The following is a 22,312-nucleotide window of genomic DNA, read 5'->3' as shown; positions in this document are numbered from 1 at the left end:
TTCCAGATTGGGTTTAACCGACAAGGTCACATAAGCAACGGATCGCGGATCTAAGCCCATCGTAAGGTGTTAAATATCCAATTAAGCGATAGTTTACCTGGACACCCATGTCTAAAAAGTCGTAAAAATAAGCTATACCAAGGCACGCTATTGAGTCAAAAATAGCAAAGAGGGGATATTTAGTAAAAAAGAAGACATTAACCTAGAAAAGACGGTGACGATTTACCGCTAACGTTTATATGAAATCAGTTGCTTAATGCGTAACCTCAATAATCATATTGCCCGTGAGGCCAATAAAGAAGATAAATGTACAGGCCGGTTTTATTTGCAGTCATCCTTGGCGCTCACCCTGAGGGCTAACTAAAGCTGTTCTAATTTATTCCCTATAAATTAGTGAGAAGGTAGATTCAAATCTTAGGCTTTATCAGATAAACGCGCCATACTGGACTGCATGACCTGTGTAGACTTAAAGTTTTTTCGCGCCAAGATAGGCACTACCCCAGAAACATCAAAATACACCAGTATTCAACACCGAATTCATTCCCTTACTAAAGGTGAGTAACCCAAAAAGCGTATACACTTTGTGGGAAATTACAGACCATACGTGCAAAAGTATTGCTTAAGCGTGATTGATTACTGCGAACTCGTTGAGTGCACAGACGTATGTACTCGAGACGATAAAGCAGGCCATATTGTCCATGTTCGTAATCCCATCCTTGAGCGCCTAAACATCAACAGCGAACAATGGCTGACCCTAAGTACCGAGTTCGAATAACATTTCGCCACCGCGGTAGGCAGTGAGCATATGCTACAACAATTCAAACGACGCACAGACCATCAACGTATACGAGGGATGCCGAAGGCAAGGGGGTTACTGCAACAAGCCTGAATCACAAAAGCATATTTTCAGTATCTTTCAACACGTCACTTAACTTAATGCAGCCTGCAATTTGAGTTAGGTGCCAGATTTAATGGCTTAATCTTGTCAAATTCCCAATATATTCGAACTCCACACGTTAAAGCCTCTTGAATGGTGATGCCTTTATCGCTTAGTACTTGTTGATTGCGCTTTTAATAGGTACTTTGTTAGATTGGATGTCTTTCTATTACTGGTATGTAAATACAATAAGAGGACAGAAAATTTCTGCTAAATTTCCAGAGGAGAAGACATTAAATGAAATTCTTAGTTTTTTTAGGCACTGCGCGTGATAGCACGCCTCCGAAGCCTGCACGCTTGGGAGTTCGAGTAGTCGAAGCGATTCTTGCGAGCCTTACAAGCCGATATGAAAAGCATGAAATAGAGTTGGTTGACGTTTTGGATTATCCCCTTGAAACTATCTTTAAACCACACTTCGCCTATCCAAAAAGTAAGGCGCCTCATGAACTCGATAAGTTAGCGCAAAAGATATCCAGTGCCGATGGATTTATTATGGTTAGTCCAGAATATAACCATTCAATGAGTCCTGCGCTTGCCAACCTATTGAATCACTTTGGCAGCTCTTTGTTTTCCTACAAACCAAGCGCAATTGTCACCTATTCAGCAGGGCAGTGGGGCGGTATGCGTGCTGCTATTGGAATGCGGACGTATTTATCAGAGCTTGGGTGTTTGCCAGTTTCAGCAATGATACATGTGCCCAAGGCGCAAGACATTTTCAGCGCAAACGGCTCTCCCCAAGCCGGGGTGGATCAAGACTCTTGGTTCGACTATTTTGATCGAACAATCAAACAGTTGGTTTGGTGGGCGCAAGCCGCAAGGGAGCAGCGCGCAATAGTTGACCCCCATAAGTTAATCGGTGACTTTAAGACTAATCCTTCACAACGAAACGTCTCTTAAGGGAACGATAGCCCACTTGGTTGATGACTTAATTTATCTTTTAATCAAAGGGTTAACAGGACGTTCATGTTAACCCCTCGCTTTTTCAAACAAGACTGAGCAAAACATCCACGATAACTGAAATAATAATGTCGTTGCTTTGAACGTCATTATCATGGATGTCCTGTTAATGGTTAAAGGCGTGAGCCAACGTCAAAATAATTCAAACAGCACACAGATAATCAACTTACACGAGGGATGGTGAAGCTAAGCGCAAGAGCCTGCTGCAACAAGCCTGAATCACAAACACATTTTCAGCACCTTTGAACATATCACCTAACATAAAGCTGCCTATAACTTGAGTTATACACCATATTTAACCGTTAAAGCCTAAAGACTGAAAATGGGTTTACGGCTAAGTACTAACTAATTGCGCTTCCAATAGGGACTTTATTTTTTTCAGCTTTATCGCTTATTGATCTTTTTGATAGATGCTTTGTTAAATTGGGAGTTTCGTTATCACCCCAAATAAGATAAGACCGTCACGCGTGATATTATTATCTAATGTTTTTTATGTGAAAATACCCTTCTCGATAAACAACATAAAATAGCATCGTGTATATCTATATTATCGTTTCGACAAAGGTTATGAGAAGATTCGTTAGAATCCTGTGTTATTTGAAAAATGCGAAAAATAGTACTTTAAAATGACACTTATTAGCAGTTAGGAAAAATATAAAAAGGAATAAAGAAATGAAGAAATCACTTTTTTTTTTAGTTTTGTCGGTTTGTGTGTTACCAAGTCACGCGGTCATTATCGGTGATAAAAATTGGCGGCAACTTTTAGATACTTCAGGACAATCTTTTACATATGATCAATTAACAATTAATAATGTGTGTGATGCAATTTCAGGCAAGTGTGACAGCGTTTTCAATAGTGTTGACTTCACTGGATGGACTTGGGCTACAAATACTGATGTCGCAGAGCTGTTTTATGGATTAAATATTATCTCGGCTGGTTATTTTGATACAAATAGTACTTTCGCAGAAGCCAATAGCACTTGGGCTGATGAATTGATCCATACTGAAATTGACCCGAATGACACTGGGCTATTTTCAGATACAGAAGCATGGGCAACCGGGGCGGAATATTTTAGTGTGCTTTCTGGTATTACCAGAGCAGGTATACCAAGTACCAATCTAGCTTACGTTGCCTATGTTCAAGACAGTGGGACAGGTGGTGGTATAGTCGAATTTTCACCTATACAAACAAATTTTAGTGATGTCAGTTTTGGGGTATGGCTATATAAATCAGTCGCAGTCCCAGAGCCTGCCTCTTTTTTACTCTTCGGTGTCGGTTTAGCTGGTTTGGGTTTTGTACGCCGACGCGCAAATAAAAGGTATAAAAAGAAAATTTATTGCGACACCCACCTTTAAAAAGACGGTTTACTCGATACTCACTGTTACCATGGTGTTTCCCGCCGTGTACGGCGTTCAATTTTTATGTTGAGAAGATAAGTTAACGGGTCAAAGCTATGAACACAGGCGAGGTTGGGTAGAACAACGAGTATTTCGCATAGGCACTGTTTTTTGCAATCGATGGGTGGGATTATGCGGTAACGAGTAATCATACTCATATCGTGATATGTGTTGATAATGCAATGCGCTAGCTGAGCAGTAAATGCCTTAAGCTAAAACATCAACCGCGGTTTTATAGGCATGGTTGATGTTTTATCAGATAAAACGGTATCTACGGACAACTCACTTTTTATGCGGAGGTATTGATCGGTGGGGCGACTTTATTCATTAATTCAACTGAACGTTGCACACCGTCTTTTGAATAACCATCGTTTTTTAATTCCACTAACAAATCATTTAGCCGAGTTGCTGTATCTTGATCTTTAGTGTCATTAGCGATAGAAGATAACATGGTTTTAAAAGAATCAAACTGAGACTCTTTGCTAGCATCTGGTTCCCCATATAGACTGATTTCCCCGTCCATACGTGCCATTATCTGCTCCATTTTTTGGTCGCGTTCCTGTACGGCTTTATTGTGCTCATCTTGAGATAGATTGCCGTCGCCATTGCCGTCCATATTACTGAACATATCAGCAGACTTAGTACTTTCAACACCTTGTGTAGTGAGTGCCTCCATAAACTCAGTTGCGCTAACCGTCCCATCTTGATTGGTATCGGCAATATCAAATTGCTGTTGTGATTGTTCCTGTTTACGGGCAGACGGATCAACGCCTCCACCGATAGACATTATACTCATTACTTGCTCCCGCTGGCTAAAATCAGCTATACCAAAGCATGAATAAGTCCAACTAATGTAAAGATTTCGTAAAGGTGTAACGAGGGTAAATAAGCCTTTGATATTTATATAATAAATTTTTTTATCGACAAGGTGGCTAATGCATGACATTTTATGAAACGGATTTTGCGAGGATTGCGGCAACGCTTTGCCAGTTTCCGGAATGCCATGAGGCAATAACTCGCATGACACCAGGCGTTCTTCGCAGGCATCAAAAAAGATAAAAAACGATGAGCGGTTTTACTATCCTAATACCGATGCTGGGCGTCAGGCTTATCTCGATGATAGCGAAGCGTATTGCGTTTCTCTTAAAGCTCAGTTGCCTAACTACTTCGGTATTTTGCCAAAAGGAGATCTTGAAGTGAGACGGTTAGAGCCATTCAAAGAGCAAGACGGTGAAGCTTAGTATAACTTGCCCGGCACACCAGATGGTTCTCTTCCCAGTATGTATTAAGTCCATCTGTCTGATATTAGCATGATGCCAATAAAAAAATGAATTTTACAATACGCTGTGGCATTACCCATTGTATTTATTCTCCTTGCAGGCGTTCAAAATTTAAAAGGTAGAGATATCGAATACTCGATAGAATTCGCTATTATTTGGTCAATAATAACTGTCGCTATTTTTGTTATTAGGCGAGCATACCTTTATCAAACGAATATCAATTGTATTGTATGCAATGATACATCGAAGAATGAGAAAAGCTCGAATAGGTAAACAAAACAGACCTTTAAAGCGAGACTGCAAACCGTTTGCTCGCTTTCGTTTCGTGACAACGATTGGCAACCAATTATCAACCACTGAAATGGGCGTTAGCTGTTACCTGTAATTTTTTGCTTGGGGTATTTATGATTAGAGACGCAACTATCGATGATTCAAAAGCAATTGCTGAAATATATAATCACTATGTTATGAATAGCTCCATAACGTTTGAAGAAAATACTGTGCCTAGTGCTGAAATATCTAAGCGGATCAGAAATGTTCAAATATCCAATTTACCATGGATTGTCGCGTTAAAAGGAAACGCCGTTGTAGGATATGCTTATGCCACTAAATGGAAAGAAAGAAGTGCTTACCGCTTCTCTGTAGAAACCACCGTTTATCTTTCTAGCAAAACACAAGGAGAGGGAATAGGCACTTTGTTATATGAAGAGCTTTTGTGCAGGCTTAAATCTCTTGATATCAATAATGTGATTGGCGGTATAACTTTGCCTAACCCTGCCAGTGTAGGTTTACACGAGAAAATGAAGATGAAGAAAGTCGCTCATTTCCCTAACGTTGGTTTTAAATTTGGTAAATGGCTAGATGTAGGATATTGGCAATTGAGCTTACGCACATAACAAATCTCTGTAGTCGGTTGCTTGTGCTCCCGAACTAACCAGAGACCCATGTTAACCGGCTCCTAATTTTTTGGTGAGTCAGCTTATTAAATCAAGCAACTCAATCAACCAGTGAACGAACCCAGCCTAAGCGGATAAACGCTGGGCAGCAGCTGTTGGCTGCGTAGCCAATTGTTTGGCGATTATTGCGCTAGACGCATGCTGATAATCTTGCACTGAATCTGTGATTAAATCGACCTGATTGATGTTGAACGATAGGTTTTGTTCAATGACATTCTGTTGTTGTAAATAGGCTTTACCTGCCGCAACACCAGCTTTGTGATCGTGTCTAAGGTCATTGTCGGTACTGCCTAAAAGTTTGCTTTGTAGTTTTTCATCGGCAAATATTTGCACTATTTCAACATCCGCTGGTGGGTTGGCAATAAATGCTAATTCTTGTTGATATGCTTTTTCGTGTTGCACTAAGTAATCAATGGTTTTGGGGCAATAGCCTGAAACACACACCAATGATCTGAGTTTATGCACCCAAGCTGATTGCGCTTGAAAGTGAGCATTGACCGTGCGGATCACTACTATTTTCCGGGCCCCTCGATTATACGCTTCACGCACGGGTAAGGGGGCAGCCAAACCACCATCAAGATAAAAATCTGCTTGTGGCTGTACTTTGTCTTGTTCATTTGTGGCATCGAGCTCATTGGCCGCGCGGGCATTTAACCACGGCGTTAGCTTCACGCCTTGCTTGTATAAGAAGGGTAGTGCACTAGATGCTTTCAACAATTCGCGCCACTGGTGGCTTTCACCCGTTGGACTAAGAAAGTACGGCGCTCGGTCTCGTGAATTGGTCGTGGTAATGAGCAGTTCACGGTCGCCCAGTGATCGCTTGGCTGTTGCAAAATCAATAGCGCGATTGGCTTCGGTGGTTTTGTCAAAGTACCAGTCTAAATCCACGATATGTTTGCCCACCAAACCACGGCCTAATTGAAAAAATCGTTTGTGGCGCGATAAGCCTCGGATCAATCTTTTAGCATAGCCTTTTTGGCGCGCTAAATAGCTGGTCAGGTTTTGCGAACCCGCAGACGTGCCAATAAACATGTCGAAAGGGTCATAGCCTTCTTCTAACCAAGCATCAAGCACGCCTGCGGTGAATATCCCCCTTTGACCACCACCTTCAGCAATCAGTGCCAGTTTTAGCTGCACAGTATTGTCTAGGGGGATAGGCGTGGTTGTATCTAGGGATTTCATGGTGAACCTTCTTGTGCTATTTACGTTATGTCTACGGGAAGTCGTGTTAATAACAGCATTGTAAGGATTAAGTAGGGGCACGGATAATTGAGTAATTAAATCGCTCTAATTGGAAAAAGCGTTTAACTGGCTTGATGTTAATTTGTTAAATAGATTTTAACAAGCTGTTCACCCAAAGTGTTGAAGTGAGCGTTGATGACATTATTTAACTATTAGTCAAACACGTTGCGCGAGATTATATTTTTTGCCACCAGTGCTTTTAGAATATCGTTGCATTTGTCTTTGAGCATATCGCGCAATAAACGGGCTGCCGGTGTTATTGATTGTCTGCTCGGGAAAATCAGCCATAATTCGGTAGCGACAGGTACAAAGTCTTGCATGACCGGTACGACTCTATCGGCCAGTAAATCTGCTGACATATCGAGGCATGACTTTACTGCTATACCATGGCTGTCGACGCACCAGCGCCTGACTAAATCGCCATCGTTCGAAGCGTGTTTACCCTTCATTTTAATTTTAAATTCACCGCTGTCGTGACTAAATACCCATACATCTTTGATTATCTCTTGTAACTGATAAAACAAACCCTGATGGGAAGCTAAATCGTGTGGGTGAGCAGGCGTACCATGGGTGTCTAAATAGTTTTGGGTGGCACACAAAATACGCGGTACGTTGCAGATTTTAAAACCATATACGTTTGCATCATTAGGTGAGCCATAACGCAGAGCGAGGTCAACCGAGTCTCGGTAGAAATCTATATTGCTGTCAGTGATGTTTGCTCGCAGACTGACCTTTTTGTGGGATTGCATAAACTCGTTTATCCAGGGCAGAACGATATTTCGCCCTAGGTCAGAGGATAAGGCAATACGCAATTCACCGTCCACCATATCCAAATCTCCCTTAGCGCTTTGCTTGGCAATGCTGAGTGTTTGCAGCGCTTGTTGGCAATGAGGTATATACCGCTCACCGGCATTTGATAGACGTAAGTGGCGAGTGGTACGTACAAATAAATCCACCCCTAGTGATGCCTCAACGCGTTTAACCGCGGCACTGGCGGTAGCAGTACGCATATCTAAACTGGTGGCCGCCGCCGTAATACTGCGAAATTCTGCCACCTTAAGTATCACTTGCAAGTCTTCTAATAACATCTTGGGTTTACCTATTATCTAATAATTTTTGATAATGTTTCAATTATTATGCTGTTTAAGGGAGGTAAATCAAGGTCTATTATCTCCTCATCAAATAAATTCATACCAAACAACTGATTAATCCAAGAGGAAATTACCATGAAAGCAATTGGCTATAACAAATCACTTCCTATCACTAACCCTGAATCATTAATGGATATAGAGCTGGCGCAGCCTATCGCCAAAGGATGGGATCTATTAGTAAAAATTAGCGCTATATCGGTTAACCCCGCTGATTATAAAGTGCGCTTAAATATGGCCCCCGAAGCAGGCGAATTTAAAGTACTAGGATGGGACGCCATGGGCGAAGTCATAGCTACTGGCGACGCAGTAACGTGTTTTAAACCTGGTGATTTGGTTTATTACGCTGGTGATATCACGCGCCAAGGTAATAATGCCGAATATCATTTAGTGGATGAACGCATTGTGGGCAAAAAGCCAAAAAGTCTATCCAATGGTGAAGCGGCAGCCTTGCCACTAACCGCGATTACTGCCTGGGAGATATTGTTTGAACACCTTGCGATTAAGCAGCAATCAGTTGCTCTTGATGCGAAATCAAATGAGGTTATCCTAGTAGTAGGCGCTGCCGGCGGTGTAGGTTCAATTTTAGTTCAATTGGCCAAAGCGATAACCGGTGCCACGGTAATTGGTACTGCCTCTCGAGAAAGCTCAAATGCGTGGGTGAGAAAACTCGGGGCTGACCATGTTATCGACCATAGCAAACCATTAAAAGAACAGATTGAAGCGTTAAATATTGGCCAGGTAACGCACATCGCTAGTTTAAATAGCACGGATACTTATTTCGAAGCGTACACTGATTTGATCGCGCCCTTTGGCAAAATTGCCATGATTGACGATCCTGAATCATTAGATGTGACCAAGTTAAAAGCCAAGAGTTTGTCATTGCATTGGGAATTTATGTTTGCCCGTTCCATGTTCAGCGCTGTAGATATGCATGAACAGGGTATATTGCTAAGCCGCGTGGCTAATTTAGTAGATGAAGGTTATGTAAACACGACTGTGGGTAAAAACCTAGGGGCAATTAATGCTGAGAATTTACGTGCTGCGCACGAAGCATTAGAAACTGGTCGGTCGATTGGCAAAATCGTTTTAGAAGGGTTTTAGTTTTTAGCCATCCAGCTTGTTAAATGTGTATTTTATAAGTTGAATTAACGTGCGGTTGTGCGTAAATAAACAAAAGATAATCGGAATGGTTCAAGCAAATAGTTTGCGCCACTCAATCATTGATGTAGGGGAATACTGTGACAAAACTGACCATACTGGCCAATATCATTGCCAAAGACGACAAAGTAGATTTGGTAAAAAGCGAATTATTAAAGCTGATTGATTTAACCCGCGCCGAAGAAGGCTGCCTTGATTATAACTTGCATCAAGACGCTGAAAATCCTGCGCACTTTATGTTCTATGAAAACTGGCAGAGCCGTGAATTATGGCAGCACCATATGAATGCAGATTACATGGCAGCGTATGGTGTAGCTGTTGATGAGGCAGTTGAATCTTGGACCTTAAATGAAATGACGCATATTGCGTAGTGTGCTTATCAATCGGGCGCGCGAATGAATAAATAAACGGACACAGGTTTAAGATACAGAGGCTTATATGTTACTCGATACCCCAATTTGTGACTTTGGCTACCAAGCGCCAGATTTTAGCTTGAAGACTCCAGAAGGTGAGACGTTCACTGTGAATAAACAGTTAGGCGACAAAGGCTTGTTGATCGCCTTCATATGCAATCATTGCCCTTATGTACAGCGCATAGCCCAACGACTTGCCACTGACACAAAAACGTTAATGGATGAGGGCATTAATGTTTTGGCTATTATGTCGAATGATTACCGTTACGTAGACGCTGATTCACCGACTAATATGCAGCGTTTCGCACAAGAACATCAGTTTTTATTTCCTTATCTAGTAGATGAAGATCAGTCTGTGGGTAAGCGTTACGGTGCTGTTTGCACTCCGGATTTTTTTGGGTTTAACGCTAAGGGGTCATTGCAGTACAGAGGTCGCTTAGACGATGCTCGCATGGGAGATACTGATAACCGTATACCGGAGTTGGTAAACGCCATGCGCCAAATTGCTGAAACGGGGCAGGGGCCAAAAGAACAAACACCGAGTATGGGCTGTTCGATTAAGTGGCGCAATGAATAGGACCAGCACCACGGCATGGTCTTAAGTGCCGTGGTTTTGTTTAGAAGGTTAAGGCTGCACTGATAATGTCGTGTTGTACGTTGATTGTTCAGTTCAAGCAGGTAAAACGATTAAAATCCTATCACTTAATATTCAAAATCGACAAAACTTGCTCGGTGAATATCAACAATCTCCACTGAGACAAACACACTCTGTAGCGCTAATGTTTTTAATGGCGCCAGAACCGCATTGGATATCTCACTTTTTTGTTCATCAGTACGTCCGCTTAGAATATGCGCAGATATATGTAAAAAGTCTTTTTGTTTACCATGTAAACGGAATCCTGACCGCTTTTCAGTTCTAAGTTTTATGGCCTCAGGTGGAAAATGCCCACTATTTTTAGCCCCTTCAAACACACTATCCATCAATGCGTCTTCATTAATTTGTTGGCCTAGAGTGGCGCTGTATTCGATAACAAAATTAGGCATGCAAGTTTTAACCTTCTTAATAATTGAACATACATTTAAACGGACGAAATGCTTTGTGTAAAGGGGGTAACGCTATGTTTGTTTATACCCTATTCACCGTTGCTGATATGCCGTTGGGGATTAAAGCCTATTGATGTATTACTATTGGCTAACCTAGACCTAATTGAAAAAGCATTTAATTTGGTGTGTATTAATTTATCAGATAGCGTCTAGCAACTCATTTACCCATAGCGATAAGATAAATCGCAGTCTAGAGGGTGGTTAGATTATGTTCGGATGAATAATACTGACAATGTTGAATGTGAGTTACTCAATGCCATACGTATGATTGGGGGAAAAATCAGGGGCCACAGCAACAAATGCAATGTATCGGCCATTCAATTAAATGATACATGCCACACTAAAGCAGAATATATATTAATTCGTCATTGCTATATCGTCTTTCACCTATTTTACAAAGAGTTCTTCGATTTGTCGTTGGAAGCTAGTATCAGTGTGCGAGGTCTATAAAATATGTCGTCTAATTCGGTAACTCAAATTACTTTGGGTGTAATTGATTTATCTTTTCACCGAGTAACGGCTTCGTTAGTGCGCCATGTGCTAACCGATATGGGGTTTACGGTAGAACGAATATATTCGTCTCCTAAAGATTGCGTTTCCCGTTTAAATAAGGGATATATCGATTTGCTGTGTTCAGTTTGGTTACCTTCAAGTCATGGCGGGTATCAATCTGCTATTGCAGAACAGGTGTCTATCACTGAACTCGGCTTACATTATGCACCATACTGTTTCTGGGGGGTGCCAGACTACGTCCCTAAAAGCGCGGTGAAAGAAATAAGCGATCTGCTTAAGCCGGATGTGATTGCCAAAATGAATTCTACTATTCCCGGTATTCATCCTGAGGCCGATATTACGCGTCTTTCAATAAAAATGATGAAGGAGTATGGTCTTCGTGATGCGGGATACCACTTTTTTCCAGGGACTGAAGAAGATTGTTTTAGCGTAGTTGAAAGGGCCATTTCCAATAAAACATGGATCGTTGTGCCATTGTGGCAGCCTCAATTTTTACATCACAAGTATCCGATTCGAGAACTGACGGAACCAAAAGGGTTGTTAGGGACAGTGGAGAGAGCGGTATTGTTGATCCGTGATGATAAAAAAGCATACTTCACATTTGATCAACTACAACGTTTAGACGAACTACGTTTCTCTAATAACATTATTGCAGCGCTCGATTATCAAATCTGTCGTGAAGGTAAATCTCTAGACTTGGTAACAAAGGTCTGGCTCAAAGACAACGAGTACGTTTGAATCAGACTTGGGTCAGTGCATATCAACAATGGGTTACCCATTAGGCATATCTGCTTGAGCATTGAACCGCTGTATCCACTGTTGCCGAGCTGTATCTCGGTGGTTGTCGGTAAGCTGCTCGCCATTGGCTAACTCACTGGCGATTTGTTCGAGAATATTGTTTCTTTCTGCGATAAGTTTATCTGCGTTGGCAAACAAATCCTGTGCTTCAGGGTATTGAGTTTTTATGTCATCAATACTCGTTAATGCATAATAGGCTTGCTCAACTGCATCGTTAAACAGGCTGCGTTTGGCGTGAAAAATCACATAATCTTTGGCCATATCTGATTGCAAGTAACTGATATCTTGCTTGGGTAATTTTGCACTTTTGGCTACATCCACTGCTTTACTTAACCACTCATCAATCATGTCTTCGTCATCTTGGGCGAGCGCTTGTTTTACGCCATCAAGTAAATCCGATGCATCGAGTATATCTTGGCGTGAAATCACCGGTAAATCTTCGTTTTGCATAGGATGACTGACTTGCTCTGGCTGACTGCTGAACCAAGTTACAGCACCAATAGCGAGCAGAATAACGAGACCGATTATGACTTTCATGGACTTACCTTTTTATATACTGCGCTAATGTAAAAACGCAGGTTACTTAACATTTTTGAGCGTAGGAGCCTATCACAAATACAGTATTTAGCAGTCTTGAAAGACAGATAAATCTGTAATTTCTCATTAATTCATATTTTTTTGTAGCGAAAACAGTCGGTTTATAAGCAGACTTTTTATCTTCATATTTTTGTCACTGATTGGTCATAATTTCATCGCATGCTTTTGCTCCGAGAGATTTAAAAACCAGCGGGGAATATCGAAGATGAGTCTAAGTGTTTGGCAGTTAGTATTAGTGGCTTTGTTATTTATTTTATTGTTTGGTCGAGGTCGGATCCCAGCACTAATGGGGGATTTAGCACAGGGCATAAAGAGCTTTAAGCAAGGAATAAACGACATCAGTGATACCGATGAACCGGTAAAAAACGTCTCGGAAGAGCCTAAAAGCAAAGATAAAATTACCAGCGAATGAGCCGCAGCGCATCTTTGTTTGCTTTTATTCGTGCAGTCAACGGTCAAAGGGGAGAGGGATATGTTTGATTTAAGTTGGTTGGAGCTGGGGTTTGTCGCCGCGTTAGCGCTTATTGTTATTGGTCCTAAAGATTTGCCAAAAATGTTTAAGATGATCAGTCATGCTGTCAATAAATCTAAGCGCATGATGAATGATGTGAAAGGCGGGTTTAAGCAGCTTGAAAATGAAATCAACCTTAGCCAAACCACCAGTGAAGTTGACTGGAAAACCTATTTACCTAAAGACATCCAAAACTTGCCAGATGATTTCACGCCTGGGACGTTATCTGGCCAAGCGCATGCCGCACGTCGGCAGCACAACACAGCGCAATATGAACTGGCGAACGCGCAATATAAGCATGCCCAAGAGCCTGCGGAACCATCATTACATACGAAAGTTAATACCAAGGCTGATGAGAAAAATAACACGCGCCAAAGTGAGGATATTAGCAAATGAGCTCAGCTACACATACAGAGAAAGTAAATAAAGCACCGTTGCTGACCCATTTAATAGAGCTGCGCAGACGCCTGCTATACTGCTTTGCTTTTTTTGCCTTGATGTTTGCTGTGTCTTACTTTTTTGCGGAGCAGATTTACCATGTTTTGCAGCAGCCACTGTTACAAATTTTTGGGCCAAATAGCGGTCGCAGAATGATATATACCGGCTTACACGAAGCCTTCTTTACCTATCTTAAATTAGCGTTTTTCAGTGCAACCTTTTGTACTTTGCCTATTGCCTTAATACAGGTTTGGAAGTTTATAGCCCCGGGTATGTATCAGAATGAACAAAAAGCATTATCTCCCTTGTTCATTGCGACGCCCATATTATTTGTACTCGGTTCCGCTTTGGCGTTTTACGTGGTCATGCCCCTCGCCTGGGAATTTTTTATTAGCTTTGAATCGTTAGGGCAAAGTGACGGTATCAATGTTGAGCTTGAAGCCAAAATGAGTGAATACTTGGCATTGGTGATCCGTTTAATCTTGGCCTTTGGCTTATGTTTTGAGTTACCGGTATTTTTATTGGTGCTGGCCAAAGCAGGCGTTATTGATGCGCAGATGCTTAAGGAATATCGCCGTCACGCCATCGTGGTAGTATTTTTTATTGCCGCACTGATTACCCCGCCAGATCTGATTTCACAAATAGCCCTAGGGGTACCAATTCTGCTGCTTTATGAGCTGTCGATCATTTTGATTCAGCGCACCCAATCCGACAAAGAACAGATGCTGCGCAAGCAAATGGATCAATCTGTTTAGTTCATGTATTCGTTGTCATATTAGCGCCATAAATATGCCATCAAACTATCCCCAAATTGTAAAAAATACGCTACGAAAATGTAATCTAATGTCGCTAATTTAGTTCTGGCTGGGTTGCCGTCGACACACAGTTGAACCTTTGTATAACAAAAAACGAAAACTGAGGAGATAACATGTTAGAGCACGATATTACACTTACCAATGAAGACAAAATTGAACCCGCGTTTAGCCGTCGTCAGGTCTTAAAAGGCGGTTCAGTTGCCGCGGCAAGCACGGCATTTATGGCGTTATCCAGTAAAGCACAAGCAGCATCATTACCTTTTAGCAGTTCTTATGGTCCGCTTGTTCCTACTGCCGATAAAGCCACAGGCTTAATGTTGTTATCGTTACCAGAAGGGTTTGAATACACTTCCTATGGTTGGACAGGGCAAATTCAAGCCGACCGATTACCGACACCGACAGATCATGACGGAATGGGCGTAGCGGCCGTAAAAGGTAATGTTGTTGCATTGGTACGTAATCACGAATGTTCTGAAGGTGAAGGGTTTCCTTCATCTCCACGCGGTAATCGTGGCGTCTACAATGATGCGCAAAATGGTGGCACTTCAACAGTCATGTTCGATGTGCTTAAAGGCGAATTTTTATCTTCGTATAACAGCTTAGGTGGCACGATCAGAAACTGTGCTGGTGGTGTAACACCTTGGGGCACTTGGTTATCCTGTGAAGAAACATTCCATGCATGGAATGCAGGTCCACAAGGCGTTAACCACGGTTATATCTTTGAAGTACCTGGCTTTGGTATTTCTGATGGCAAACCCATTCGTGAAATGGGCCGTTTTTCCCATGAAGCCGCCGCTGTTGACCCAGCAACCGGCTACGTGTACGAAACTGAAGATGCAGGCTCTTCTGCATTCTACAAGTTTGAAGCAACAGGTCAGTGGGGAGACTTAAAATCGGGTGGTAAGCTGTTTGCGATGGTAGTCAATGATCAACCGCGCTTTGACTTACGTGGTGGTTTAGTTGAGGGCACAGTGTGGGATGTGACATGGCAAGAAGTGCCAGACCCAGACGCCATGAGCGAACGTTGTTTCGATCAGGCCTTTAACGCTGCCATCATCGAGCGCGGAGAAGGCTGCTGGTATGACGATGGCAAAATCTATTTTGTCTCGACCTCTGGTGGCGCTGCTAATCTTGGTCAAGTCTTTTGCTACGATCCACGCATGGAAACGGTCACCATTTTGTTTGAATCTCAAGATGCGGCCACTCAAGTTGACGGCCCTGACAACATAGCTATTAGTCCACGGGGCAACATGTTGTTATGTGAAGACGGAGGCTCTAACCCTAAGCGTCTCATTGGTTTAACCAAGTCTGGCGATATTTTCCCGTTTGCTGAGAATAACATTGCCTTAGATGAAGGTGATTTAGCGGCTATCGACAGTATTTATCCTGGTACTCAAGTTAACTTTTGGGATTCAGTGGGGGAATCAGTTGATGGCAGTGCTCGTCGCAGCTTCACCAGTCAAGAATGGGCTGGTGCCTGTTTCCATGGTCGCTGGTTGTTTGCCAATGTGCAGTCACCGGGTGTGACATTTGCCATTACCGGCCCTTGGGAAAATGGCGCACTTTAACTAAAGCATGTTATTGGTAATGGACGCGCTGATGACCCATATCAGCGCGCTTAGTTACAGGCTGAAGATAGGTTCTATCACAACCATGATCGAAAAATAGAGAAAGGAATAAAACTATGAAGCGTTATTTAAATACCCTGTTAATGGCATGCACGTTATGTTTTAGCTCGCTGTCGTTAGCATCCATTATTGCCTTACCGGTCGATGGCACTGTCAGCGATTCGGTAGTCGGTGACAGTGGCTGGACAAACGAAGATACTTTTGGCGATGCACTCGATTTCATTAGCTTTGACGTTAGCGCTGATTCACTGCTATCAGTGACGAGCTCATCCTTAATCAACCTAGGGTTAAGTGTATACCAAGGGACGATCGTTAATGACTTCGGTATTCCGTTTGCAAACGGTGGTGATTTTACCGATTTGTTCAGTGATTTACGGTATGTCACAGGCAATAATCCATTCGTACCTGGAATTGGCGGTAGCCTAACAAATGTATTGTTAACTGCAGGCTCATACACGTTGGCAGTTGGTGGTAACGAAGGTTTCTTTGATACCTTCACTGACTATGCATATCGCGTAAATGTCTCCTTGGATGAAGTACCTGTGCCGGCTCCCAGTACGCTGGTGATCATGATGTTAGGTTTGGTAGGTGCAGTGGCAATGCGTAAACGTGCTTAATGGTTAGGTAAACAACTAACCCAACTTTCCCTAGGGAATCGATTGTTGATGATCCCCTAGGGAGTGGCTGTTAAGGCGTGATTAGCTACTCAGGGCAGGGCGCACCCGCGTTGGCCCATAGCGTAACGAATTCGGCGGTTTCTTGTGCTGAGTAAGGGGCGGGTTCACGGCCTATTCCTGGTTCCCATCCCCAATGTACTAATTCATCTTCTTCAATATGATGCGCAACGTCGTCAAGTGTGCGACCGCCGTTGCGTGCGGGATCTTTAATCTGCTCACAAATTTGTTTTGAGCTTTGCTGCCACCACAGCATTTCAACCGGTGCTAGCATCCAAACAGGTGCGCCCGGCGGGCCATGGGGCTCAGCAGAATTACTGTGAGCATGGCAGGTGCTGCACATAACTGTTTCTACACCGATACGGCTTTTTCCGCCGGTAATGTGCATGCCGTGGACACGGGTTTCACCGTAGTTGGGCCCAGACCAGCGAGGCAGGTTATCGTCGGGTACATGGCAGTTGGCGCAACGGGGATGGGAGAACACTTGATAGATTTTATCCCAGTTTTGTAAACCGTTCTCCAGAGGAATTTGTTTGGCGTTATCGTGATCGCTCACGGTGGCGCGCATTTGTGACGTGACCGTTTGAGCGAGTACGGTCTGCATGGCCAATAGTGACGACAGAACGCTAAACGCAACAAGTAACCTGATTATTTTAGTGTACATGGCAGTACTCCTACACAAACTTAATGTGTTTATTAAATGGCATGTCGCGCATGCGCATTCCCGTCACGGCAAAAATAGCATTGGCAAGGGCAGGCGCGGCAGGTGGAGTGCCTGGTTCGCCAATGCCTTTAATCCGCTCTCCATTTTCGATGATTTTTGTATGGATCGCGGGAGCTTGATACATGCGCAGTGCGTCAAAGTTATGAAAGTTAGTTTGCTCAACTTTGCCATCTTTGAGGGTGATTTCACTCATAATTGCCGCGCTTAAGCCAAAGTTAACACCTGAGATAAGCTGCGCATCGATATTACTTGGGTCAATTGCAATCCCCACATCAGCAGCTACGTATACATTCAAAATTTTAATGCCTTTGGGTGTATTTTCTACTTCAATGACTTGGGCTACAGGGACACCAAATGAAGTGACAAGAGCCACGCCTAGGCCCTGGTTTGGTGGACGCTTACGTCCCCAATCGGCCATCTCTGCTGCCGCTTGTAGTACATTGCGTGTAGGCTGGTGGGTGATAAGTGACAAGCGCATTTCAACAGGATCTACTTTTGCTTCAAAGGCCAGTTCGTCCATCATTGACTCACAGAAAAAGCCATTTTGAGATGCGCCCACCGAGCGCCATGAACTGACGGGTATTCCAATGGGAACGCGATAACCCGTCACGCGATAATTTTCAATCATGTAGGCTTGATCCCAAGCGGCTTGTACGATTGTGGTGTCAGGACCAGGTATCGACAGACCAACGCGGCCCATTTGTGACTCCATCACCGAGGGGGAAGAAATTTTAACGTTTAGCGCACTGATTTGAGAGCCGTTAAGGACACCTTGAAAGCGTGCAATGGCAAACGGGCGATAATTGTCGTGGGTCATGTCTTCTTCGCGCGTCCAAGTGACTTTGACGGGGGTTCCCTCAAGTTGTTTAGCCACCATAACGGCATACACGATAAAATCCATTTCTGCTCGGCGGCCAAAGCCTCCGCCTAAATACGGGGTGTGAATGCGAATATTCTCTTCTGCTAAACCGGAGACCCTTGCCGCTTCGCCAAGGGCAAATGTGGGGCTTTGATTGCCAGCCCAAATATCCAAATGACCGTCTTTCAGTAAGGCTGTGGCATTCATGGGTTCCATGGTGGCGTGCGCTAATAATGGCGCGCGATATTCACGGTTTATGGTGGCATCGCCAGCTTGTCCAATTAGCGCATCGACATCACCATCGTCACGGTTTTGACTGTCTTGGTGCTCATCATTGATAGCCGCCACGGCAGAATCAAATAAGCCTTCGGTGGTTTGTGCATAGGCGGTTTTTGCCCAATCGAAGGTGATTGCGTCGGCGGCTTTAAAGGCATACCAGGTATTCGTGGCAACTACCGCTACGCCGATATCACCAATAGCGAATACATGCTTTACCCCTTTCATGGTTTTGGCCTGTTGGGCATTGAATGAATTGAGTTTTGCACCCAAATGTGGGTTCACTTTTATCGTGGCGAACAGCATGTCGCTTTGTTGTACATCAATCCCAAAGGTGGCGGTGCCAGTGCATTTTTCCACCATGTCTACTTTGGGTATTGAACGGCCAATTTGTTTCCATTCGCTTCTGGGTTTGAGTGTTACATCCTCTGGCAGCTCAATACTCGCCGCGAGGGAGGCTAATGTAGTGTAAGCAATGCGCAGTCCTTCTTGAGTCACTACATGACCGTTGTCAGTATTTAGGGTGTTTTTGGCTACATTTAACTTAGCACTGGCAGCAAGTAAAAGGGCTTCTCTGGCAGTGGCGCCAGCCATACGCATTTTCTCAAAGGCATCAACGGTGGATGATGAGCCGCCGGTGATCTGTGCCCCAAGAAATTTAGCCGGCACATGCATAAAGGCCCGGGCTCTATTTGCCATGGTGCTGTTGTCATAAGGCGGAAACGGCGCGCCTTCTTCTAAAATAGCGCCGTTAAAATACGCTTTCGATGCAGGGCCGTGTTCAACCGTCACACTTTGCACATCAATATCGAGCTCTTCTGCAACTAATGCCGCTAATGACGTGCGCACGCCTTGGCCCATTTCTGCGCGTGGGGCAATAATAGTGACACCTTCGGCGTTAATTAACACATACGGCGTCAACGTTGCTTCGCCGTTGGCTAAATCACGTTTTAAAGGGTTCGGATAGGGCTGTTTGTACTTGTAAACACCAAAGAGTACGCCTCCGGCTATCGCCGCCGAGCCGATAACGAAGGTACGGCGGGTGATTTTACCTAGGGTACTCATTAGCTGTTCTCCCGCACTTTGATCGCGGCTGTTTTCACCGCTGCGCGAATGCGTGGATAGGTACCGCAGCGGCACAAGTTAGCGGACATAGCCCGGTCAATTGCATCATCGTCTGGGTTTGGGTTCATCTGTAATAATGCAGCGGCTGACATGATCTGCCCTGGTTGGCAATATCCACATTGGGCGACTTGATGTTCAACCCAAGCGGCTTGAACAGCATGCATGGCATCTGGGGTGCCAAGCCCTTCTATTGTGGTGACTTGTCCCGTTACTTGCCCGACGGGGATTGAACAAGAGCGTACAGGCATCCCATTAACATGCACCGTACAGGCACCGCACATGGCTATGCCGCAACCAAACTTTGGCCCTGTGATAGCTAACTCATCACGCAAAACCCACAATAAGGGCATTGCTTCGTCAACATCAACTTCGTGCTGCGTACCGTTTACGTTTAATTGCATGTTATTGCCTTAATTTTTTGCTGCGTTAAACAAGCTTATTAGTAGAGTAAATTAAGTTGGTGCAAAAAAGTAATGATATCTAGTGTTAACACATTATTCACAGGGGGGGACTCGCTAAATACCTAGTACAAACTTAAAATTGAGGGTAAACGTTAAGATGTGTTACGTAAGTTAAAGGTTGTGTAAAGAGTCCAAGTTGAGCGGGTCAAGTCAGTTTATATTCATATTCGCGGCCTAATACTCACCGTGTGATTAAATAAAATGAAAAGGCAGTCTGATGAAATTAACCATGTTATTACCCATTGTTATGTCCTTGGTTGTGTTACCCAACATAAGTGCCGCTCAGAGCAAAGAAGCCCTTCATAGGGATGCACAGAATAATCAAGTGCAACATAAAGAAGTGAAACAGCACAAAAGTAGTTATCATGAGTCAGTAGTTGTGCATAAACGGGAAGTATATAAGACCGGTTCTATTATGCGCAAAGCACCTAAAAATGGACTGACAATAAGGTTTGGCGGGGCGTCATTTATCGTTAATGATGGGATATATTATCGTCATTTAAACAACGGCTACACCGTTGTACGCCCGCCAATTGGTTTGAAGGTCCGCTCTCTACCAAAAGGCTATGAACGCATAGTGGTACGAGGTAATCCGCTCTATTTTTCCCTCGGTATTTATTATGTGTTTGATAATGGTTATTACCGGGTAATAGCTGAGCCAACCAGCGATGTTATTTACAGTGACAACGTTTCTCACGTCGTCGCTCAGTCGATTGAAACACAACAAGATATGAGCGCTAAAAGTAGCGGCTTTCAACTTGGAAAAGCCTATAGCTCATTGCCCCAAGGTGCGCAGTCAGTAGTGGTCAGCGGTCAGCAATACTTCAAATTCCGTGATATTTATTTTCTTGCGCAATCATCAGGAAACAGTGTTCATTATCTAGCATTGAAGTTGGATTAAAGTGGGTGTTACCTTGATCAAAGGCGTTTAGTATGACCCGCGTGACTAAATGCCAATTGATTTATAACCAACCCAGGATAACCGACACAGGTTAGCCAACTCAGGGTATACCGTCGACTGAAACGCAGTGCGCAGTACTTGCTACAAAAGGTGTTTGGTCGCGGCATTGGGCGCAGTTAACAATTTCATTATGTAAACAGCGTCATGCATCGTTTGAAAGTCGACATTATCAACTGTAATCTGAATGAACGCATGAAACGAGATAGACATTGTGAAAAAAAATAACAGCGCTGATAAAGAAACAGAACTCGGGCCAGTTGATATTGCCCAACAGTCAGCCATTAATGATGCTTTGCGGCAGATAAGTACCGAGCAGCAATTTGCACCACCAGAAAGCACGTCAATACAAAGAACATGGTTTTGGGTTTATCTTGTCAGTGCCATTAGCTTTTTTCTTTTGTACCAGTGGTTACAACATGGTTCAGTGGCCTTTGCTGGACGTTACCTCGAGCAATTGAACAAATTCAGTCTAGCCGGATTGCTGGTTTCTATTATGCTAGCAATTGGTAATTTTGCTACCCATTATCTAATGCGTTCAATGAGCAATGTGGCTTCTCGCTTCAACCTTAATCGACTTATTTGGTTAGTGGTGGGGTTTACCATTACGATTACCTTGATATCGATACTTTTTGTCGATTGGACAACTGTACTGGTTTCTCTTGGGGTACTATCAGTGATTTTTGGTCTGGCTCTGCAATCATCGCTGAATAACCTATTTGCTTGGTTTTACATTCTATTACGCCAGCCTTATCGAGTCGGTGATCGAATACGTATCAACGATGCAACTGGTGATGTTATCGATGTGGGGTATCTAGATACCACATTGTGGGAGTTTGGTGGTCAATACTTGTCAACCGATCATCCTAGTGGTCGAGTCATCAAGTTCCCTAACTCACTTGTGCTAAATGAGACGGTATATAATTATTCTTGGCCTCTGTTCCCTTATATTTGGAATGAGATACATCTATATGTCGCCTATGACAGTGATCTGGAATTTGTGGCTGAAACACTCCATGACGCCGCGTTGCGCGAGATTGGCGAAGACATGGCGAGGCAAGTTGCTGTTTATCGTAAATTACTGGCCCAAACACCCGTTGATGAACTTGAGGTAAATGAAGAGCCGGTCGTATTGTTTCGCACACATGAAAATACCTGGATTGAAGTGATTGTCAGATACCTCGCCCATCCAAAGAAGTCCGGCCAGCTCAAAACCCGCATACTCAAGCGGGGTCTAATGGAACTGAATAAACAACCTGATAGAGTCAAATTTCCTCGCGGCGATGCACGCTAAGTAGATTATTGGCATGTAATAAGTATTATTCTTTACGTTTGTAGC

General features: G+C 43.4%; 23 protein-coding genes and 2 pseudogenes. 17 read left to right on the top strand and 8 right to left on the bottom strand.

Annotated elements, in window-relative coordinates; translation table 11 throughout:
• Positions 1-604: 604 nt before the first annotated feature.
• The 4 genes and pseudogenes from GQR89_RS21545 to GQR89_RS21540 all read left to right on the top strand — a co-directional run.
• Positions 605-775 carry a hypothetical protein gene (locus GQR89_RS21545; protein ID WP_233268964.1) on the top strand — a complete coding sequence of 57 codons (171 nt, stop codon included), beginning with the start codon at positions 605-607 and terminating at the stop codon, positions 773-775.
• Between the two features lie 399 nt (positions 776-1,174).
• Positions 1,175-1,834 (top strand): NADPH-dependent FMN reductase, encoded by a 660-nt coding sequence (locus GQR89_RS12955; protein ID WP_158770431.1) that lies wholly within the window; start codon positions 1,175-1,177, stop codon positions 1,832-1,834.
• A 732-nt stretch (positions 1,835-2,566) separates the two neighbouring features.
• On the top strand, positions 2,567-3,250 hold the full coding sequence (locus GQR89_RS12950) for a PEP-CTERM sorting domain-containing protein (protein ID WP_158770430.1): 684 nt from the start codon (positions 2,567-2,569) through the stop codon (positions 3,248-3,250).
• Between the two features lie 9 nt (positions 3,251-3,259).
• A pseudogene (locus tag GQR89_RS21540) lies at positions 3,260-3,477 on the top strand (transposase); the annotation flags it as partial.
• Positions 3,478-3,581: 104 nt separating this feature from the next.
• On the opposite strand, the gene GQR89_RS12945 reads toward GQR89_RS21540, so the two are convergent.
• Positions 3,582-4,088: an EF-hand domain-containing protein gene (locus tag GQR89_RS12945; protein ID WP_158770429.1), complete on the bottom strand. Its 507-nt coding sequence runs from the start codon at positions 4,086-4,088 to the stop codon at positions 3,582-3,584.
• 256 nt (positions 4,089-4,344) lie between these two features.
• Between GQR89_RS12945 and GQR89_RS21755 the strand changes: the two are divergent.
• Together GQR89_RS21755 and GQR89_RS12935 are read left to right on the top strand one after the other, a co-directional pair.
• Positions 4,345-4,533: pseudogene (locus GQR89_RS21755) on the top strand (DUF885 family protein); the annotation flags it as partial.
• A 443-nt stretch (positions 4,534-4,976) separates the two neighbouring features.
• Positions 4,977-5,468 (top strand): arsinothricin resistance N-acetyltransferase ArsN1 family B, encoded by a 492-nt coding sequence (locus GQR89_RS12935; protein ID WP_158770428.1) that lies wholly within the window; start codon positions 4,977-4,979, stop codon positions 5,466-5,468.
• Between the two features lie 126 nt (positions 5,469-5,594).
• Here GQR89_RS12935 and GQR89_RS12930 read toward each other — a convergent pair whose 3' ends face one another.
• Positions 5,595-6,710 carry a patatin family protein gene (locus GQR89_RS12930; RefSeq protein WP_158770427.1) on the bottom strand — a complete coding sequence of 372 codons (1,116 nt, stop codon included), beginning with the start codon at positions 6,708-6,710 and terminating at the stop codon, positions 5,595-5,597.
• 212 nt (positions 6,711-6,922) lie between these two features.
• A complete protein-coding gene (locus tag GQR89_RS12925; RefSeq protein WP_158770426.1) occupies positions 6,923-7,858 on the bottom strand; it encodes a LysR family transcriptional regulator in 936 nt (311 codons plus the stop codon).
• A gap of 138 nt (positions 7,859-7,996) precedes the next feature.
• Between GQR89_RS12925 and GQR89_RS12920 the strand changes: the two genes are divergently transcribed.
• The 3 genes from GQR89_RS12920 (at position 7,997) to GQR89_RS12910 (ending at position 10,069) form a co-directional block, all read left to right on the top strand.
• A complete protein-coding gene (locus tag GQR89_RS12920) occupies positions 7,997-9,022 on the top strand; it encodes a zinc-binding alcohol dehydrogenase family protein (protein WP_158770425.1) in 1,026 nt (341 codons plus the stop codon).
• Positions 9,023-9,159: 137 nt separating this feature from the next.
• Positions 9,160-9,450, top strand: a complete 291-nt coding sequence (locus GQR89_RS12915; RefSeq protein ID WP_158770424.1) for a putative quinol monooxygenase — start codon at positions 9,160-9,162, stop codon at positions 9,448-9,450.
• A gap of 67 nt (positions 9,451-9,517) precedes the next feature.
• Entirely contained in the window at positions 9,518-10,069 is a 552-nt protein-coding gene (locus GQR89_RS12910) for a thioredoxin family protein (protein ID WP_158770423.1), read from the top strand.
• Between the two features lie 125 nt (positions 10,070-10,194).
• On the opposite strand, the gene GQR89_RS12905 is transcribed toward GQR89_RS12910, so the two are convergent.
• On the bottom strand, positions 10,195-10,536 hold the full coding sequence (locus tag GQR89_RS12905) for a 5-carboxymethyl-2-hydroxymuconate Delta-isomerase (protein WP_158770422.1): 342 nt from the start codon (positions 10,534-10,536) through the stop codon (positions 10,195-10,197).
• Between the two features lie 513 nt (positions 10,537-11,049).
• Here GQR89_RS12905 and GQR89_RS12900 point away from each other — a divergent pair.
• Complete coding sequence (locus GQR89_RS12900) at positions 11,050-11,847, top strand: glycine betaine ABC transporter substrate-binding protein (protein WP_158770421.1); 798 nt, start codon at positions 11,050-11,052, stop codon at positions 11,845-11,847.
• A gap of 33 nt (positions 11,848-11,880) precedes the next feature.
• Here GQR89_RS12900 and GQR89_RS12895 read toward each other — a convergent pair whose 3' ends face one another.
• On the bottom strand, positions 11,881-12,444 hold the full coding sequence (locus GQR89_RS12895; RefSeq protein WP_158770420.1) for a hypothetical protein: 564 nt from the start codon (positions 12,442-12,444) through the stop codon (positions 11,881-11,883).
• A gap of 265 nt (positions 12,445-12,709) precedes the next feature.
• On the opposite strand from GQR89_RS12895, the gene tatA reads away from it, so the two are divergent.
• The 5 genes from tatA (at position 12,710) to GQR89_RS12870 (ending at position 16,513) form a co-directional block, all read left to right on the top strand.
• Positions 12,710-12,916: a twin-arginine translocase TatA/TatE family subunit gene (gene tatA / locus GQR89_RS12890; protein ID WP_158770419.1), complete on the top strand. Its 207-nt coding sequence runs from the start codon at positions 12,710-12,712 to the stop codon at positions 12,914-12,916.
• Between the two features lie 60 nt (positions 12,917-12,976).
• Entirely contained in the window at positions 12,977-13,411 is a 435-nt protein-coding gene (locus GQR89_RS12885; RefSeq protein ID WP_158770418.1) for a preprotein translocase subunit TatB, read from the top strand.
• The gene (gene tatC, locus GQR89_RS12880; RefSeq protein WP_158770417.1) at positions 13,408-14,208 is read left to right on the top strand and encodes a twin-arginine translocase subunit TatC; all 801 of its coding nucleotides are present in this window, start codon (positions 13,408-13,410) and stop codon (positions 14,206-14,208) included. The genes GQR89_RS12885 and tatC overlap by 4 nt, the downstream gene beginning before the upstream one ends.
• Positions 14,209-14,381: 173 nt before the next feature.
• Entirely contained in the window at positions 14,382-15,836 is a 1,455-nt protein-coding gene (locus GQR89_RS12875) for a PhoX family phosphatase (protein WP_158770416.1), read from the top strand.
• 116 nt (positions 15,837-15,952) lie between these two features.
• On the top strand, positions 15,953-16,513 hold the full coding sequence (locus GQR89_RS12870) for a PEP-CTERM sorting domain-containing protein (protein WP_158770415.1): 561 nt from the start codon (positions 15,953-15,955) through the stop codon (positions 16,511-16,513).
• A gap of 85 nt (positions 16,514-16,598) precedes the next feature.
• Here GQR89_RS12870 and GQR89_RS12865 read toward each other — a convergent pair whose 3' ends face one another.
• The 3 genes from GQR89_RS12865 to GQR89_RS12855 all read right to left on the bottom strand — a co-directional run bounded on the left by GQR89_RS12865 (position 16,599) and on the right by GQR89_RS12855 (position 19,955).
• Positions 16,599-17,138, bottom strand: coding sequence for a hypothetical protein (locus tag GQR89_RS12865; RefSeq protein WP_370461079.1), 540 nt, complete (start codon positions 17,136-17,138; stop codon positions 16,599-16,601).
• A 106-nt stretch (positions 17,139-17,244) separates the two neighbouring features.
• Positions 17,245-19,494, bottom strand: coding sequence for a xanthine dehydrogenase family protein molybdopterin-binding subunit (locus GQR89_RS12860; protein WP_158770414.1), 2,250 nt, complete (start codon positions 19,492-19,494; stop codon positions 17,245-17,247).
• The gene (locus tag GQR89_RS12855) at positions 19,494-19,955 is read right to left on the bottom strand and encodes a (2Fe-2S)-binding protein (RefSeq protein WP_158770413.1); all 462 of its coding nucleotides are present in this window, start codon (positions 19,953-19,955) and stop codon (positions 19,494-19,496) included. The genes GQR89_RS12860 and GQR89_RS12855 overlap by 1 nt, the downstream gene beginning before the upstream one ends.
• 277 nt (positions 19,956-20,232) lie before the next feature.
• Between GQR89_RS12855 and GQR89_RS12850 the strand changes: the two genes are divergently transcribed.
• Together GQR89_RS12850 and GQR89_RS12845 are read left to right on the top strand one after the other, a co-directional pair.
• Entirely contained in the window at positions 20,233-20,916 is a 684-nt protein-coding gene (locus GQR89_RS12850) for a DUF6515 family protein (RefSeq protein WP_158770412.1), read from the top strand.
• Positions 20,917-21,187: 271 nt separating this feature from the next.
• The gene (locus GQR89_RS12845) at positions 21,188-22,267 is read left to right on the top strand and encodes a mechanosensitive ion channel family protein (RefSeq protein WP_199271321.1); all 1,080 of its coding nucleotides are present in this window, start codon (positions 21,188-21,190) and stop codon (positions 22,265-22,267) included.
• Positions 22,268-22,312: the final 45 nt, after the last annotated feature.

Source organism: Paraglaciecola sp. L1A13, from assembly GCF_009796745.1.
Taxonomy (GTDB): domain Bacteria; phylum Pseudomonadota; class Gammaproteobacteria; order Enterobacterales; family Alteromonadaceae; genus Paraglaciecola.
Note: the sequence above shows the minus strand (reverse complement) of the source record. Positions and strands in the feature narration are given on the sequence as shown.

What these genes read in the sequence shown, in the direction of transcription:
- tatA (WP_158770419.1), top strand. Translation starts at nt 12,710, where the DNA reads ATGAGTCTAAGTGTTTGGCAGTTAGTATTAGTGGCTTTGTTATTTATT.
- GQR89_RS12930 (WP_158770427.1), bottom strand. Translation starts at nt 6,710, where the DNA reads ATGAAATCCCTAGATACAACCACGCCTATCCCCCTAGACAATACTGTG.
- GQR89_RS12865 (WP_370461079.1), bottom strand. Translation starts at nt 17,138, where the DNA reads ATGCGCGCCACCGTGAGCGATCACGATAACGCCAAACAAATTCCTCTG.
- tatC (WP_158770417.1), top strand. Translation starts at nt 13,408, where the DNA reads ATGAGCTCAGCTACACATACAGAGAAAGTAAATAAAGCACCGTTGCTG.
- GQR89_RS12955 (WP_158770431.1), top strand. Translation starts at nt 1,175, where the DNA reads ATGAAATTCTTAGTTTTTTTAGGCACTGCGCGTGATAGCACGCCTCCG.
- GQR89_RS12850 (WP_158770412.1), top strand. Translation starts at nt 20,233, where the DNA reads ATGAAATTAACCATGTTATTACCCATTGTTATGTCCTTGGTTGTGTTA.
- GQR89_RS12895 (WP_158770420.1), bottom strand. Translation starts at nt 12,444, where the DNA reads ATGAAAGTCATAATCGGTCTCGTTATTCTGCTCGCTATTGGTGCTGTA.
- GQR89_RS12885 (WP_158770418.1), top strand. Translation starts at nt 12,977, where the DNA reads ATGTTTGATTTAAGTTGGTTGGAGCTGGGGTTTGTCGCCGCGTTAGCG.
- GQR89_RS12855 (WP_158770413.1), bottom strand. Translation starts at nt 19,955, where the DNA reads ATGCAATTAAACGTAAACGGTACGCAGCACGAAGTTGATGTTGACGAA.
- GQR89_RS12925 (WP_158770426.1), bottom strand. Translation starts at nt 7,858, where the DNA reads ATGTTATTAGAAGACTTGCAAGTGATACTTAAGGTGGCAGAATTTCGC.
- GQR89_RS12920 (WP_158770425.1), top strand. Translation starts at nt 7,997, where the DNA reads ATGAAAGCAATTGGCTATAACAAATCACTTCCTATCACTAACCCTGAA.
- GQR89_RS12875 (WP_158770416.1), top strand. Translation starts at nt 14,382, where the DNA reads ATGTTAGAGCACGATATTACACTTACCAATGAAGACAAAATTGAACCC.
- GQR89_RS12950 (WP_158770430.1), top strand. Translation starts at nt 2,567, where the DNA reads ATGAAGAAATCACTTTTTTTTTTAGTTTTGTCGGTTTGTGTGTTACCA.
- GQR89_RS12870 (WP_158770415.1), top strand. Translation starts at nt 15,953, where the DNA reads ATGAAGCGTTATTTAAATACCCTGTTAATGGCATGCACGTTATGTTTT.
- GQR89_RS12945 (WP_158770429.1), bottom strand. Translation starts at nt 4,088, where the DNA reads ATGAGTATAATGTCTATCGGTGGAGGCGTTGATCCGTCTGCCCGTAAA.
- GQR89_RS12905 (WP_158770422.1), bottom strand. Translation starts at nt 10,536, where the DNA reads ATGCCTAATTTTGTTATCGAATACAGCGCCACTCTAGGCCAACAAATT.
- GQR89_RS12860 (WP_158770414.1), bottom strand. Translation starts at nt 19,494, where the DNA reads ATGAGTACCCTAGGTAAAATCACCCGCCGTACCTTCGTTATCGGCTCG.
- GQR89_RS12910 (WP_158770423.1), top strand. Translation starts at nt 9,518, where the DNA reads ATGTTACTCGATACCCCAATTTGTGACTTTGGCTACCAAGCGCCAGAT.
- GQR89_RS12900 (WP_158770421.1), top strand. Translation starts at nt 11,050, where the DNA reads ATGTCGTCTAATTCGGTAACTCAAATTACTTTGGGTGTAATTGATTTA.
- GQR89_RS12935 (WP_158770428.1), top strand. Translation starts at nt 4,977, where the DNA reads ATGATTAGAGACGCAACTATCGATGATTCAAAAGCAATTGCTGAAATA.